Source organism: Flavobacterium micromati, assembly GCF_900129585.1.
Classification (GTDB): Bacteria; Bacteroidota; Bacteroidia; order Flavobacteriales; family Flavobacteriaceae; genus Flavobacterium; species Flavobacterium micromati.
Genome location: NZ_FQWF01000004.1, coordinates 229,945 through 245,449, shown reverse-complemented (window position 1 = coordinate 245,449; position 15,505 = coordinate 229,945). Strand labels below are relative to the sequence as shown.

The window sequence follows — 15,505 nt, the reverse complement described above, 5'->3', positions numbered from 1 at the left end:
TAATTCAAAGAATGATGTAAATATTTTTCATGTCGTTATAACCAACTTTGTAAATGTGAAAACAAATTCACTTTTTAAAACTATCTTATTATGGAAAATAATCTAGCTAATGAAAGCACAAGAAAAAGTACAATGTTGACTGGAATGTTTGCAGATCGCGAAAGTACAGAGAGTGTATACAATGCGTTAAACGAGCGCGGATATACTAAAGATGAAATAAATTTAGTAATGTCTGACGAAACTCGCAATAAATACTATTCTGATAAAAATGATGATTCAGATCTTGGTACAAAAGCGGCAGAAACTGCTGGGACTGGATCGGCAATAGGTGGAACTGTTGGTGCAATAGCCGGAGTTATTGCTGCTATTGGAACAAGTTTAGTAATTCCCGGACTAGGTTTCATAATCGCAGGTCCACTAGCTGCTGGACTTGCTGGAGCTGGAGCTGGTGGAATAGCAGGCGGACTTATTGGCGCGCTTGTAGGATCAGGAATTCCTGAAGAACGTGCAAAAATTTACGAGTCTGGTATCAACAGCGGAAATGTAGTAATGGGCGTTAATCCAAGAAATGATGAAGATGCTGATTATTTAGAACAAAATTGGAAAACAAACAAAGGACAAGAAATTTATAAATAAACAATATCATATTTTAAAATTAATCCTTACCATATCTATTGGCAAGCATTTTTTTTTAAGATTTTAAAACAATTATACTATTTGATTGTAAATTTTTATGACGTTTTTGAAATAGGAACATAAATATCAAAAGTAGCACCTTCATTTAAAACACCACTAGCGGTTATAAATCCGTTATGATTATCTACAATTTTCCTTACAATTGCTAATCCTATTCCTGTGCCAGCATATTTCTCTTTGCCATGCAAACGTTGAAAAACTTCAAATATTTTTTCACTGTACTCAGGCTCAAATCCAATTCCGTTATCCCTAAATTTAATATGGCAGTATTTTATATCTTGGTTCAATTTGCTGTTTTTTAATTCAGAACCTGTGGCGCTAAAACACTCTATTGTAATCACTGGGATATTATTTTCTCTGGTGAATTTCAGCGAATTGCTAATTAAATTAAAAAGCATTTGTCTGAACTGGAAAGGAATCACTTCTACGGCGCAATCATTTATGATTGTAATCGCTATATTTTTGTCTAGTAAATCTTGTTCTAAATCTTCTTTTACCTCTTCAACAATTACAGAAAGTGTAGCTTTTTCAAAAATTATTTCTTGAATGTTTGTTCTCGAATACGCTAGCAAGTCTTGAATGAGCGTTTGCATCCTGTTCGCTGAATTTTGAATTCTACGAAATTTTTCTTTTCCTTTTTCCGAGAGGTTATTGATTTCACCATCGTTTATTTGAGTGGTAAATGTTTGAATTTTTCGCAAAGGTTCCTGTAAATCGTGACTTGAAATATAAGCAAACGACTGTAATTCTTTGTTCATCTTTTCCAGATCTTCATTTTTCGTAAAGAGTTCTTTTGTACGTTCCTGTACTTGCTTTTCTAATTCATTAGTAAACATTTTTTGATCTTGAATATCAGTACTTGTACCAACCCACATTGTAATTTTCCCTTCTTTATCGCGCTGTGGTATCGCGCGACTCAGTTGCCAGCGATACTTTCCATCATTTTTACGAAAACGGTGCTCAATTATAAAATCAGTCTCCGTTGAAATTGATTCAAACCATTTCTGCATGTTTTCTTCCCATTCCTCCTCGTGAACAATCGAGAGCCATCCCTTTTCAATAATTTCGTCCTGAGAGCAACCTGAATAATCAAATACGGCTTGATTAAAATAATTCAATTTGCCTTCGGGATTAGCAGTCCATACAATTTGGGGCATAGAATCAGCTAATAATCTAAATTTTTGTTCCCGCTCTATTAATTGTGTTTGAACGTTTTTCTCATTAGTAACGTCACGTAATGTGCCTATAATTTGAATTGGTTTATGATCGACATTGAAAAATAATGTTCCTTTTGCTTCAATCCAATGAATAACAGTATCATTTATTATCCTTACCTCGTAATGTAATATTCCCGTTTGAAGTGCATTCTTGTAAGCCATTTTTCTAATCTTCAAATCATCAGGATGTATTTTACTTACGAGTTGTTTTCTACTAAAATTCTTATCTTTAGGAAGTGCCAAAATCTCTAATACACGTTCAGATATTTTCGTTTCATCAGTTAACATATCTAGTTCCCAAATTCCTAATTCACTTGCATTTATGACAATATTTAGTCGCTGTTCATTCTCTTCAAGTGCTTTTTTTGCTATAAAATTGGCAGTTACATCTGTAGCCACTGCCATAATTCCGGTGACTTCATTATTTTCTTTCAATGGGTGATACACAAAGTTAAAATAGGCCGTTTCTTTCTTCCCATATCGATTTAAAACGACAGGGAATTCATAACCAAAATAAGCGGTCTCCGTTTTATAAATATCTTTAATAATAGTGCCTATCGCCACTTCAACGTCTGGTAATGATTCATAAAGAGGTTTTCCTAAAAACTCGCTTTCTGTTTTACCGACTAGTTCTAAATAAGGAGCATTTACCATCTCAACAATATTATCTTCCCCTCTAAAAATAACCATGGCTACAGGCGCCTGATAAACGGCATCTCTAAAACGTTTTTCGCTCTCTTCTATCTTTCCCTTAGTTTCATGCAGCTCACTGACATCGGCAGCGGTATTCATTACACCGTAAATTTGGCCGTTTGCGTCTAATAATGGTGTAAAACTGTAATTAAAATAAAATGGTTTTAAGGCTCCGTCCTTAAAAATATCAACACGTTGATTTTTGGCATGAAATGCGACACCACTATTAAAAACATCTCCTATTTGTTTATAGATATTTTGGTTTTCAAGTTCAGGCATAAGGTCTTTATACAACATTCCAATAGCATTAATGTTTTTGCCCCAAGCATCAATAATGGCTTGATTGGCAAGTGTAATGCGCATCTCAGCTCCAGTGTAAACACCTATTGGGAAAGGGGCGCTTTCTATTAAACTACGTATGCTTTGTTCACTTTTTTCAACTTCTTTACGGGCAAGAACTTGTGCGGTGACGTCAAAACCAATGTTCATAATGCCGTTGTTTTTTCCATTTTCATCGAAAAGCGCTTCGTATGAAAAGTTTATATAAACGATTTCTTCATTACCACTACTATGTATTGTTACAGGGCTTTCAGTGGTTGAAAAATTATGTCCTGTGAGAGTGACAGTATCTAAAATTCCTTTTAAAGTTTCTTTATCGACATCTAGTAATACTTCAAAGATGGACTTGTCAAAAACATCTTCCTCTGTTTTATCCCAAATTGCCAATGCTTTTTTATTAGCAATTTCAATTATGTAATTTGGACCCCGCATTATCGATATAGCCATCGGAGCTTGCAGTATCATCGATCGTAAGTTATTTTCACTTTGCTCTAATTTTTTCCGTGCAATGGTTTGCGAAGTAATATCTTCAACCGTTCCATTTAACCGACAAGCATCATTATTAGTATCAAAAAAAACTTTGCCTTTTGCATGAAGCGTAAGTTCTTTTTTGGTAATTGGGTTTAAGATATTGTAGACTATGTCATAGTTACCGCCTGAAGCGTATTCTAAGGCAGTTTCTATAGCGTTAAACACTTTACTTCTATCCTGCTCAACGATTATACTGGTTGCATCAAACAAGTCAATATTTTCATCAGCTGAAAAACCAAACCAATTCTTGAGACGTGTATTTGTAGAAAATTTATTAGTTTGAGGATTATAATCAAAAGTTCCTAGTTTAGCTGCTTCAATTACAAATTCAAGTTCTTTTTTACTTGCTAAAAGCGCTTCCTCCGCCACTTTTTGTTCTGTAATATCGGTATTAGTACCAAACCAGTTTAATATTTCGCCATTGTTGTTTTTAACCGGTAATGCCCTTGTTAGAAAATGACGGTATTCGCCATCGACGCCCTTCATTGGATAAATCACCTCAAATGGTATACCTTGCTCCAATGCAAACTTCCATTCTTTCAAAATAGCTACAAGTTCTTCCTCCTTATAAACCGCCTGCCAGCCCCAGCCTTGCATTTCTTCAAATGTTGTTCCAGTGTACTCATACCATTTTTTATTGTACCAGTATACAGAACCATCAGCATTCGCCATCCAAGCCAAGTTTGGAATATTATCGGCAATAGCTTTAAATCGCTCTTCGCTTTCTTTTAGCTCGTCCTGAATATTTTTTTTTGTTGTGGTTTCAATAACTGTAATCAAAACACCACCCACTTCGCCATTTTCCACTCTAATTGGACTGTAAGCCAAATCAAAACAGCATTTTTCAATATAACCATTTCGCTCTAACGGCAAAATAAAATCTGATAATCCAGTAGATTCTCCTTTCATCGCTTTATCTAAAAGCGGCTTGATTGTTTTCCATATTTCTGGAAAACTTTTATGCGTGCTAATTCCTAAAGCGTATGGATGTTTTAATTCTCCTAGAATAGGACGATAACTATCATTATATATTTGTATGTACTCTTTTCCCCAAGCAATGGCCATCCCAAATGGATTGTTAAGCACTACTGATGCAATAGTTCTTAAACTCAGCGGCCACAAATCTGGATTTCCCAATGGCGTTTCAGACCAATTTTTAGCGCGCACAAGTTTTCCCATTTCGCCGCCACCGTTTAAGAAATCCTGGTTGTTAATTTGCGTGCTCATGGGATCTTGTTTTAAGATTTAATAATAAAATCAATTCGTTCAGGGCGTTGCGATTTATTTTTACTAATTCTAGATGTAGCTTCTTCAATAACTCGCTTTAGAATATTAAAATCGCCTGGTTTTCGAATGTAATAATGCGCACCATTGTTGTAAAGCTTATTGACAACCTCTGGATCCAAAGATGTAGAAAATATTATTATCGGAATTTCTTTGAATGAATTGTTATCCTTTAATTCGGTTAAGCATTCGAAACCTGATTTGCGCGGCATGTTTAAATCTAAAAATAACGCATCAGGCAATGCTATAGCGGCTTTTAAGAAATCCATTAACTGAACTCCATCATTTACAGTGCTTAAATTTGCTGCCATCGAAAGCTCCTCAAGTGCTTCTTGAAAAAAAAGGCAATCGTCCATGTCATCGTCTGCAAGTAAAAGGTTTACCATTTTTTTATTGTTAAGCGTTGTTAAGGACATTCGTTCTATTTTATTTTTATAAACTAATTAGATTTCAAAAATAATAAAAATTATGTATAAATGTTTATGTGAATAAAAATACTCAAAAGACAAAGATAATTATCACTGTGTAATTAAATAAAATTATACAAAACTTAAAATCGCCGTTGTAAATTACTTTAAATCAATTTATCAGGATATACACTTACTTATTTATACCTCTTAAAAAAAGCTTCAAATTTTTAAATATTTCTCCATTACCACTGTCTTTATATCAATTGTATCTTAGTTTTTTACTTTATAAATTGTTGAGTCCGTAAATCCTTACCATAATCCTGACTATTAACTATGTAGATTAAAAATTTTACAATTTCTATACATAATTATATAAGTTTTTTAATAAAAGTCTATGTTATTTTTGACTTTAGACTAGAACAAAAAAACAATTTATAAAACAGCTGTGTAATGAAATTATTTAACACTTTTTTTATGGGCGGTTTTGAATGCGCTGATCATATCAACCGCTCAGCAAACAGGATTAATCTTTTACAAGAAACGCAACATGATATTCGTGTTGAAACCGATTATGAAGCGCTTGTAGTAATAGGAATTAGGACGGTTCGTGAGGGTATTTGCTGGAGTACTGTTGAAAGTACGGCGGGAAAGTTTGATTTTTCTGAGGTTCATAACCGAATGTTAGCGGCAGAGAAATATGGAATACAGCAAATTTGGGATTTAATTCATTTTGGTTATCCCGATGATATTTATCCCACTCACCCTCATTTTTGCGATCGCTTTACTAATTTATGTGCGGCATTTGCACTTTTTTATAAACAACATTCAGAGCAGGAACTCTATGTAATTCCTGTAAACGAAATCAGTTTTTTATCATGGCATTCTGGCGATGTTCGAGGCACAGTTCCATTTGCGGTAAATAATGGCTGGGATATCAAATATCATTTGTGTAAAGCAGCTATACTGGGAATAAAAATGCTGAGAGAAGTGGATCCAGAATGTGTTGTATTACTTGTAGAGCCGTTAGTCAAAATTCATCCCGATTATAGCAGTGATGAAGATCATTTATTCGAAATAAATGAGCATCAGTTTCAAGCTATGGATATCATTACGGGAAGAATGTGTCCTGAATTAGGTGGATCAGAGGATTGTGCTGATATTTTAGGTTTTAATTATTACTGGAACTGCCAGTGGGAAGAACAAGGCGAAACCCTCGCTTGGCCTGATTATACTAACGAAAGAACACCGCTTTCTGATTTATTACAGAACGCCTACAATAGATACGGAAAACCTATTTTTCTTTCTGAAACAGGTCATTTTGGCTCTGGACGAGTCGAGTGGATTACAGAAATCGTAGAACAATGTTTAATCGCACGAGAAAATGGAGTTGACTTAAACGGTATTTGCATTTATCCTGTTACAGATCGCCCAGACTGGGATAACCTTGAAAGCTATAGCAATTGCGGAATGTGGGATCTGGACGAAAATAAAAATCGTATTCCGCATGGAGAATATATCAATACTGTAACTCATGCACATCATAAGTTTAAGAATAAAAAGACAGTTTTTGATTATGTTTATAATCTGTTTTTGTAAACATAGTTGTAGTTCCTCAATTTGTAATTCCAAGAATTTACAGTATTAAAATAGTAAAATAATGTTCAAAGTAGATCAAAAGGTAAAGAAAGTTAAGCCTCCAAGTGATGAAAGTAATCGATCTTGAGCCACAATTTATAGACAATGTAATCACCCAGTGGGAGCACAAAGATGGCAGCATTAAAACGGGAAAATTTATCGAAAATAGCTTAATTAGTGCATGAATTTAATGAATAGATCCAATTACTAGCTGTTTTGCGAAAATTAAAAACAACTTTTAAAATAAATATTATGAGAGCAATTTGGACAGGAGCAATAAGTTTTGGTTTGATCAATATACCTATAAAAATTTATTCGGCTATCGAAAGTAGCACTTTAGATTTAGACATGTTAGACAAACACGATCTTGCAAATATTAAATTTAAACGCGTCAACGAGAATACAGGTAAAGAAGTAGACTACGCCGATATTGTGAAGGGGTATAAAATTGAAGATCGCTATATCGTTTTAGAAGATGAAGATTTTGAAGCTGCCGACGCGATAAAAAGTAAAACCATAGATATACTGAGTTTTGCATTAGAAAAAGATATTGATAGCTTATACTATGATCAGCCTTATTATCTTGAACCAGATAAAGGCGCCGCCAAAGCCTATGCATTATTACGCGACGCAATGGAAAAATCAAAAAAAGTAGGCGTGACCAGCTTTGTAATGCGAAGTAAAGAAGCGCTAGCAATATTAAAACCGTACAAAAACGTTATTGTTTTAAATAAAATAAGATTCGAACAAGAAATACGAGATACAAAAGAATTAAAGCTTCCTGCAGTTTCTAAAAAAGCCACAGCGAAAGAACTTGATATGGCAAATAAACTGGTGGATCAGCTAACTGAAAAATTTGATATTTCGATCTATAAAGATGAATATTCGAGTAAATTACTGAAAATAATTGAAGCTAAAGGGAAAGGTAAAAAAACAAAAGCAACAAAACTTAAAGTGGTTCATAAACAAAATGACGACTTAATGGCCATGTTGAAAGCCAGTTTAGAAAATAAGAAATCTTCCTAAGAATTATATTTTTCGATGACTTTTTGCAAATCGATTCCTGAGCCTAAAACCGGTTTCCATAAATCGCCTTTCTTTTCAAAGCGGTTTAGTGCATTTTTAATCGTAAAATCAGAAGGTCTAAGTTTTGAATGAACTTCGCTCCAGTCCAGAGGAGTTGAAACTGTTGCCCCCCTTTTAGGTCGCACTGAGTAAGGTGCAGCAATAGTCTGACCTTTTCTATTTTGTAAATAATCAATGTAAATTTTTTGATTGCGTTTTTTAATACTTCGCTCCAATGTTGTTGTTTCTGGCAATTTTATTTGAACTTCACGAGCAATTAATTGTGCAAAAAGCTTAACCGATTCATAACTGTATTTTCCTCCCAACGGAACGTAAACATGCATTCCTGACGCGCCAGATGTTTTACAATAACTCTCAACATTCAAATTTTCTAAAACTGCACGCACGACAAGCGCTGTCTCAATCACCTCTTCAAAATTATCCGTGCTCGGATCAATATCAATAACAATCCAATCGGGATTTTCTAAATTTTTTATAGTGGAATTCCAAGGGTTAAAATCTATACAACCCAAGTTTACCATATAAATCAACGTTTCCTTATCGTTACAAATTAAATAATCTATTTCGCTGCTATTTGAATCTGACACAATCTTCTCCGTTAATAACCAAGATGGAACTTTACTAGTATCAAAATCTTTTTGATAAAAACTTGTGCTTGAAATTCCGTTTGGAAATCGATTTAAAGACTCGGGGCGATTTTTTAAATAAGGCAAAATAAATTCAGCTACTTCACTGTAGTAATGAATGAGTTCGCCTTTGGAAATTCCATCTTCTGGAAAATAAATTTTGCTTAAATTGGTTAATTGAAGCGTTCTTTTTCCAATTTTTACCTGCAAGTTAGATTCAGCTATTTTATTGTTGTCCCACTGATTTAGATTTTCAGTTGGTAAACTTGAATCTGTTTCCAAAATATTCTCAGTCGTCAAGTCTTTAAGTTCTTTATCTGTTCTAAGTCCCTTAAATACTGGATGTCGCAATCGGTTTTCTGTTGTCCATTCTGCAAATTTTACGGTACAAATAAAATTTGGTTGTATCCACTGTGTTTTTTCCTTGATTGCAATTTTTTCTGTCAGCGGATTATTTTCTATAAAGTAGGGTTCAAATTTTTGGTGCAAATCCTTTAAGCTGGCATCTGTAAATCCGCTGCCACATTTTCCGATATATTTTAAATTACCATCTTGATATTGTGTTAAAAGTAATGCTCCAAAATAGCTACTGCCATTTTCTGGTTTTGTTATTCCAATGATTATTGCTTCCTCCTCTAAATGACTTTTTATTTTTAACCAGTCGGATGAGCGTTTTCCTATCTGATAAACACTATCTGCCTTCTTTGCCATGATTCCCTCCTCGCCTGCTTTTACGCTTTTTTCAAATAATAAAACTCCATCTTCAACAGTCGCATTGGAGTAAAATGTTTTTGATAAATTTGCCTTTTCAATAAGCATTTTTAAAAGTTCTTTTCGTGCCAATAATTCTAGATTGACAATCTCATTATCATCTACATTTAATAAATCAAAAACGTAATATTTAAGATTTCCTTTGCCTGTTTTAATGAAATTTTGCAACATTTGAAAATTAGATTTTCCAGTTTTATCTTCAATCACAACCTCCCCATCTAAAATAACATTGTGCTTTATCTTTTTCAAATCAGTGGCAATAGATTCGAAATCAGCTGTAAAAACTTGCTGGTTTCTGCTATACAAAGCCACTTCGCCATTTTTTATAACTGCAAGAGTGCGGTAACCGTCATATTTTTTTTCAAAAATCCAATCGGCGTTTTTAAAAGCTTTTTGTCCGAGGCTTGCTAACATCGGACTTACAAAATCGACTTCCTTTTTTTGATTTTCTGAAGCAGCAGTGTTTGCGTTTTTTTCGTTAGTACGTGCTGCAATTTTAGATTGAAGCTGTAATTCTTCAAGCGTGAGTCCGGACAAAACAGATTTATTATTGAGTAAAATATCATTTGCAGTAGCGTCCTGATCATCCTTTTTCATTAGTAACCATGCGTTGTCTTGCGTGCCTTTTAATTTAATTAGTGAAAAATTACCATGAAGTTTTTTGCCATAGAGCGAAAAACTTAAATGACCAGCAGTAAAATCATTGATGATTTGTTGCTCAGTTTCTTTTTCATTCTCATTTTCAGCCAAATTATACGTTCCAATGTCCCAAACTATTACATTTCCAGCTCCATAATTTCCTTTGGGAATGGCACCTTCAAAATCTTTGTAAGCATACGGATGGTCTTCTACTAAAATGGCCAAACGCTTATCTACTGGATTTAATGAAGGTCCTTTTGGCACAGCCCAACTCTTTAAAACTCCATTCATTTCTAATCGAAAATCGTAATGTAAATGAGATGCTGCGTGTTTTTGAACCACAAAAATCAGTGACCCTTTAGAGCGCGCCACTGTACCTTCTGGCTCTACAGTTTGCTTAAAATCACGTTTTTCATTGTATTTTTCTAATGACATTTTTATCCGATCTTAAAATAAATTTAGAATAACGATTTATTTGCAGCATTTAAGAATCATTAACTTTCAGCAGTTTTGCTTATTCGATAAAAACCTGTGGATATTTGACTTTCCATGGTTCATTTTGCGCAAATGTATTAATAACTTGAGTGAAATACTGATTACAGGAAAATCTATCTAAATATTCTTTCGCATCTGTAAGTTCGATGATTGCGGCATCAGTTGGAATATATCCCATGCCGTAAAAATGACCATTTTCAACCCAAACACAACTGTTTTCATTTGCGTTACGACCTTTATCAAATATTGCAAAAGTGGCTCGGTTGACCAAATAAAATTCTAATGCATTTTCGATTTTGATGTTGTGCTCATCTAAATCTGGCAGTGCTGCGGGAGTTTCTACACTTAAAATTTCGCTTTTGTCCAACGTTCCATAAATACAAAATCGATAATCAATTTCAAATTTTAGTGCTAACTGGCGTAATTTATTGATTCCGTCGTAAAGTGAGTTGAACGCTTCAATACAATTTTGATTTTTACTCACTTTACCAATCGCTAAATATCGATAGCCATTGCGAGCTTCGTATTCAAATAACCCAAATTTAGGTTCAAAACGTTTCAATGCTTTATTATGAACTGGCCATAATTTTTTAATTTCTGAACCTTCTAACAGTAAAGCCATTAATTCGGTAGCACATATTTCAAAAGAAATCGCGTATATTTCTTTTAGAAAATTTTGCCGTTGTGGTGTTATTTTATGTCCCGTAAAGTGAGATGCAACTCTCTTTTTCAAATTGACCGCTTTACCTACATAAATTACTTTTCGTACTTCATTGTAAAAGTAATAGATACCCGGTTTTTCTGGAAGTTGGTTGAAATCTTCAGGCGGAAGATTTGGCGGTAACTGTTGATCTTGCGCCGTTTTTTTTAACATTGTATTGATAACCCCCTCGGTATCCCATTCCAGTAATCGAGAAAATAAAATCGCGGTTGCATCAGCATCTCCGCCTGCACGGTGCCTGTTTTCTAAATCAATGTCCAGTGATTTACAAAGGCGTCCCAAACTGTACGATATAATTCCAGGGCGTATTTTTCGGGCGGCTCGTACTGTGCACAATTTTCTAGCAGTCCATTTTAAACCTGCTCTTTCTAATTCATGGCGTACAAACGAATAATCAAAATTGACATTGTGTGCTACAAATACACGATCGGTCAACATTTCAGAAACCTTATCAGAAATTAAATCAAATATGGGAGCATCTTGCACCATTTCATTAGTGATCCCAGTCAATGCAAAAATGGCAGGTGGAATCACTTTTTGAGGATTTACTAGTGATTCCCAACGATCAATTATTTTTTCTCCATCGTGTATAACGATGGCAATTTCTGTAATGCGACTGTGACTAGCGTTGCCACCAGTGGTTTCAATATCTACTATTGCGTATTCTTGTTTTTTCATTTATTTATTGAGGCATAATGAATACCTAATCATTGATTTTAAGAGTATTATTTAAACAACTGGAATCTTAAAAATACAAAATCTAATAAAAATGTGGATTATAAAAAGATAATTTTTTGAAGATACTTTGTAAATAGAAATATGTTCCAATTACACAGCGCAAAGATTCCGATAAGGTACGTCAATAATAGTACCATAATATAAATTTAAAATACAAGTAATTTGTTTTTCCATTTATCAAAATGGTATCTGACATTGAACTATAACTTGTGTTTTGTAGAACTCATACTATTAACACTAAACCCTTTAGAATTCTGCCAATTATAAAATAAGTGAAGGTTAAATAAATAACGATTTGCTGTAAAAAAACGAATACGATAATCAAGCGTACGTTTGGTATCAAAAAGGTGGTTTAATTTTGTACGGACTTCAAGATTTGATTGGCGAAAAGAATTTGAATAACGCTTTTAAAGCATATGTGGAAGCAGCACGTTTTAAACCAAAAGCACCTTTTACAACTACCTTAGAATGGTATGATTATATGAAAGAAGCAACGCCGCCTGAATTCCAGTATTATCTTGAAGATAGTTTTAAAAACATAGTACTGTATTCTAACAAAGTAACCAACTCTAGCTATAAAAAAACTACAAATGGTATGTATGAAGTAACAATAGAAGTAGAAAGCAATAAAAACTATTTTGATGGTAACGGTAAACAATTGTCTACGGGAGATAAACCAAATATGCTAGAAATTGCAGTATTTGATAACGATAGTGAAAACAAGGCTGGGATGACAATAAAGTCGCCTCTAGTTCTTAAAAAAGTTTGGGTAAAACCAGGGAAATCTACTTTTAAATATACTACAAAAAAATTACCGGTAAAGGCAGGTATCGATCCGTATAATAAAATGATAGACCGGATCCCTGACGATAACATGAGAACGATTGAAAAATTATGAAAAAGTTTTAAAATTAAAATAAGATTAACGGTTTGGGTGTTCCTGAACCGTTTTTTTTTAGTCATTGAATTATATTTTATTGATACATGACATGAAAGTTTATGTGAACACTTTAAACTGAAAAATTAATTAAGATAAAATATGAATTATATAAGAAGTTCTAGAAATTATGTAACGCATTGATTATAAAAACGATCCAATTTTATAGAAGTTTTATTAACTAAGTGTTAAATAAAAAAAATCAAATTCAACATAAAATTGAATAAGTGTTTTTCCAGTTTATAAACGCTGTAAAAAATAGCAACCAGATCTACAATAAAAAAATAAAAAAAAATGAAAGTAGCAATATTTAGCATCCGAAGTTATGACAGACCTTTTTTTGAAAAAATTAAAACAAATAATCACGAACTTATTTATTTTAAAGAGCAATTTTCGATAGAAACTGCGAATTTAGCAAAAGACTGTGACGCAATCGCAATTTTTACTTCTGACAATGCTAATGAGGAAGTATTACAATTGTTACATTCTTACGGTGTAAAATACATTGCTTTGCGGACTGTGGGTTTTGATCATGTTGACTTAAAAAAAGCTACAGAATTAAAAATAAAAGTTGCAAACGTACCAGAATATTCTCCTTTTGCCATAGCGGAATATACAGTAGCCATGATTTTAGTACTTAATAGAAAATTAATAATTGCTGACAACCGTGTTAAACGTCACGATTTTAGTCTTAGTGGCTTAACTGGATTTGATCTTAATGGTAAAACAATGGGATTAATCGGTACTGGTAAAATAGGTTCTGTGTTAGCCAAAATAGTACATGGTTTTGGATGTAATTTACTTGGTTATGATAAAATTGAGGATAGCTCCCTCAAATCAAAATACGGTTTACACTATACTTCTCTTAACGAACTTTGTCAACAATCGGATATTATTATTTTAAACCTTCCGTTGAACGAAGCCACAAAATATATGATAAACGAAAAGCAAATTTCTCTTATGAAAAATGGCGTAATGTTAATTAATACAGCACGAGGTGGGATTGTTAATACTCAGTCGGTGATAAATGCTTTAAAATCGGGCAAAATTGGTTCGTTTGGTATGGATGTTTACGAAAATGAAAAAGGTATCTTTTTTTATGATCAAAGTCAAACTGTTTTTAAAGATGACACACTTGCGCTGCTTACCACATTTAGCAATGTTTTAATAACGGCACATCAAGCATTTTTAACTAATGAAGCGCTAGAAGGTATTGCTAGGACTACAATGAATAATATTGACCAATGGCATAGCGAAGGAAAATCAATAAATGATATCAATTAAAATAAAAAATGAAGGAAACTAGTTGTCACTACTGATTCTGTAACAGATTTAAAAGGAGCATTTAACCTTGCCCAAAAACTTATGTGGGTTTTATAACAACTTGTTTTACCGTTTGCAATCGTTCGGCAATATAAAAAGTGGTAATAATATTAGTGTGATATAAAAGATGCAAATGTAATTAATAGACCCATTTTGCAAGTGAATGCATCTTGCATAACTTAAAAATTTACCTAAAATCAGGAATCATTTAGAAACTGTAAATGCAATAAATGTTGTTACATCATAGCACATTGATAAAGTTTTTTTGTAGATTCAGATAAATTATATTGGAAAGCAAAAATCATGAAGGGAAAAATACAGATATCTTAGCTGCAAGTCTCTGATCGAAGGTCATTATTGAAAACTCTGAAAAAGTCACTTTTGAATTAAAAGGACAATCGACAAAGATTTTCGCAATAATTCCTTATCGAGCGAAACTGGGAATAGTTAGAGAAAATACTGCAAACCTTTTAATCCATACTTTGAGAAGTGGTCAAGGATCATCTTTAGAATTTGAAATATCATTTGAAATCTGGGCAGCAGCAAATTTAAATTACTAAAAAAAAGAAGCTGAAAGTACTGCTAAATAGTTAATGCTTCTTTTTTACCTTAAAATTAATGGTTTGCAAATTTTCTATTGTCTATTTTGAAATCGTTCTATTAATCGAACCAAAGTCGCAGTTGTAAGTGCACCAATTATGTAATATCCTATTGTCCAAGCTTTAGTAGTATTAGTTTTGGCTACCGGCTCGTCATCAAGTCCTATTTTGCTAGGTAGATTAATTGCGCCTACTCCAGCAAAAAAACCAGCAGAAGCGGCTTTTGTCCACAACTCCTTTCCCTCACCGCTGATTAAGCTAAAGTATGCGGTATTGCTCACTAAATCACCTATTAAACTGGCTTCATATAACGTTTCCTTATTATCCATTTCTACTCCAAAATAAGCTGCGCTTTTTTGCATTGCTTCTTCGCCAACTAGATCGATTCTAGGCATGTCGCCATTAATATGTTTTAATGATTCATTTAGAATGGTCAGCATTACTGCTCCACCTAAACCTGCTAATAGATTAGTTGCATTCATGTTTTATATTTTTCAAATTAAATTTTATCATTCTTATTTCATTTTTCGTCAATTGATTTAATATCTGTAATATAAGAACAAAACTAAAACTGTGCTCTTATTTTACTATTTATTAAACAAAATTTTATGCGTAACGAAAACACCTAACAGCGTTATCATTGTAAATGTTTCAACTTGTTTTAAAGGAACGAAATTATTCTAATTCCTATTTTGGTAAATTTATTAATAGATAATGTTAATTACTTACAGAATTTATTTTTGTTTTTATACTATTTACATTGTT

The 15,505-nt window shown here is 33.2% G+C and carries 10 protein-coding genes; 5 read left to right on the top strand and 5 right to left on the bottom strand.

What is annotated here, in order from left to right; genetic code table 11:
* Positions 1–90 precede the first annotated feature (90 nt).
* Complete coding sequence (locus BUB42_RS06165; RefSeq protein WP_073018207.1) at positions 91–636, top strand: hypothetical protein; 546 nt, start codon at positions 91–93, stop codon at positions 634–636.
* A gap of 95 nt (positions 637–731) precedes the next feature.
* Here BUB42_RS06165 and BUB42_RS06160 read toward each other — a convergent pair whose 3' ends face one another.
* Both BUB42_RS06160 and BUB42_RS06155 read right to left on the bottom strand, forming a co-directional pair.
* Entirely contained in the window at positions 732–4,703 is a 3,972-nt protein-coding gene (locus BUB42_RS06160; protein ID WP_073018205.1) for a PAS domain S-box protein, read from the bottom strand.
* An 11-nt stretch (positions 4,704–4,714) separates the two neighbouring features.
* Positions 4,715–5,146, bottom strand: a complete 432-nt coding sequence (locus tag BUB42_RS06155; protein ID WP_244533886.1) for a response regulator — start codon at positions 5,144–5,146, stop codon at positions 4,715–4,717.
* A gap of 474 nt (positions 5,147–5,620) precedes the next feature.
* Here BUB42_RS06155 and BUB42_RS06150 point away from each other — a divergent pair, with 474 nt between their 5' ends.
* Positions 5,621–6,766: a glycoside hydrolase family 1 protein gene (locus BUB42_RS06150; protein ID WP_073018202.1), complete on the top strand. Its 1,146-nt coding sequence runs from the start codon at positions 5,621–5,623 to the stop codon at positions 6,764–6,766.
* Between the two features lie 291 nt (positions 6,767–7,057).
* Positions 7,058–7,831 (top strand): non-homologous end joining protein Ku, encoded by a 774-nt coding sequence (gene ku, locus BUB42_RS06145; protein WP_073018200.1) that lies wholly within the window; start codon positions 7,058–7,060, stop codon positions 7,829–7,831.
* Here the strand turns inward: ku and ligD are convergent.
* Together ligD and BUB42_RS06135 are read right to left on the bottom strand one after the other, a co-directional pair.
* The gene (gene ligD / locus BUB42_RS06140) at positions 7,828–10,362 is read right to left on the bottom strand and encodes a DNA ligase D (RefSeq protein WP_073018198.1); all 2,535 of its coding nucleotides are present in this window, start codon (positions 10,360–10,362) and stop codon (positions 7,828–7,830) included. The two genes, ku and ligD, sit on opposite strands and share 4 nt — an antisense overlap.
* A 79-nt stretch (positions 10,363–10,441) precedes the next feature.
* Complete coding sequence (locus BUB42_RS06135; RefSeq protein WP_073018196.1) at positions 10,442–11,821, bottom strand: exonuclease domain-containing protein; 1,380 nt, start codon at positions 11,819–11,821, stop codon at positions 10,442–10,444.
* Between the two features lie 418 nt (positions 11,822–12,239).
* On the opposite strand from BUB42_RS06135, the gene BUB42_RS06130 reads away from it, so the two are divergent.
* Positions 12,240–12,779: a hypothetical protein gene (locus tag BUB42_RS06130; RefSeq protein WP_073018194.1), complete on the top strand. Its 540-nt coding sequence runs from the start codon at positions 12,240–12,242 to the stop codon at positions 12,777–12,779.
* 333 nt (positions 12,780–13,112) lie between these two features.
* On the top strand, positions 13,113–14,102 hold the full coding sequence (locus tag BUB42_RS06125) for a 2-hydroxyacid dehydrogenase (RefSeq protein WP_073018193.1): 990 nt from the start codon (positions 13,113–13,115) through the stop codon (positions 14,100–14,102).
* Positions 14,103–14,775: 673 nt separating this feature from the next.
* On the opposite strand, the gene BUB42_RS06120 is transcribed toward BUB42_RS06125, so the two are convergent.
* On the bottom strand, positions 14,776–15,222 hold the full coding sequence (locus BUB42_RS06120; protein ID WP_073018191.1) for a hypothetical protein: 447 nt from the start codon (positions 15,220–15,222) through the stop codon (positions 14,776–14,778).
* Positions 15,223–15,505 lie beyond the last annotated feature (283 nt).

Coding starts and splice junctions, on each gene's coding strand:
- BUB42_RS06165 (WP_073018207.1), top strand. CDS start 91: ATGGAAAATAATCTAGCTAATGAAAGCACAAGAAAAAGTACAATGTTG.
- BUB42_RS06160 (WP_073018205.1), bottom strand. CDS start 4,703: ATGAGCACGCAAATTAACAACCAGGATTTCTTAAACGGTGGCGGCGAA.
- BUB42_RS06155 (WP_244533886.1), bottom strand. CDS start 5,146: ATGGTAAACCTTTTACTTGCAGACGATGACATGGACGATTGCCTTTTT.
- BUB42_RS06150 (WP_073018202.1), top strand. CDS start 5,621: ATGAAATTATTTAACACTTTTTTTATGGGCGGTTTTGAATGCGCTGAT.
- ku (WP_073018200.1), top strand. CDS start 7,058: ATGAGAGCAATTTGGACAGGAGCAATAAGTTTTGGTTTGATCAATATA.
- ligD (WP_073018198.1), bottom strand. CDS start 10,362: ATGTCATTAGAAAAATACAATGAAAAACGTGATTTTAAGCAAACTGTA.
- BUB42_RS06135 (WP_073018196.1), bottom strand. CDS start 11,821: ATGAAAAAACAAGAATACGCAATAGTAGATATTGAAACCACTGGTGGC.
- BUB42_RS06125 (WP_073018193.1), top strand. CDS start 13,113: ATGAAAGTAGCAATATTTAGCATCCGAAGTTATGACAGACCTTTTTTT.
- BUB42_RS06120 (WP_073018191.1), bottom strand. CDS start 15,222: ATGAATGCAACTAATCTATTAGCAGGTTTAGGTGGAGCAGTAATGCTG.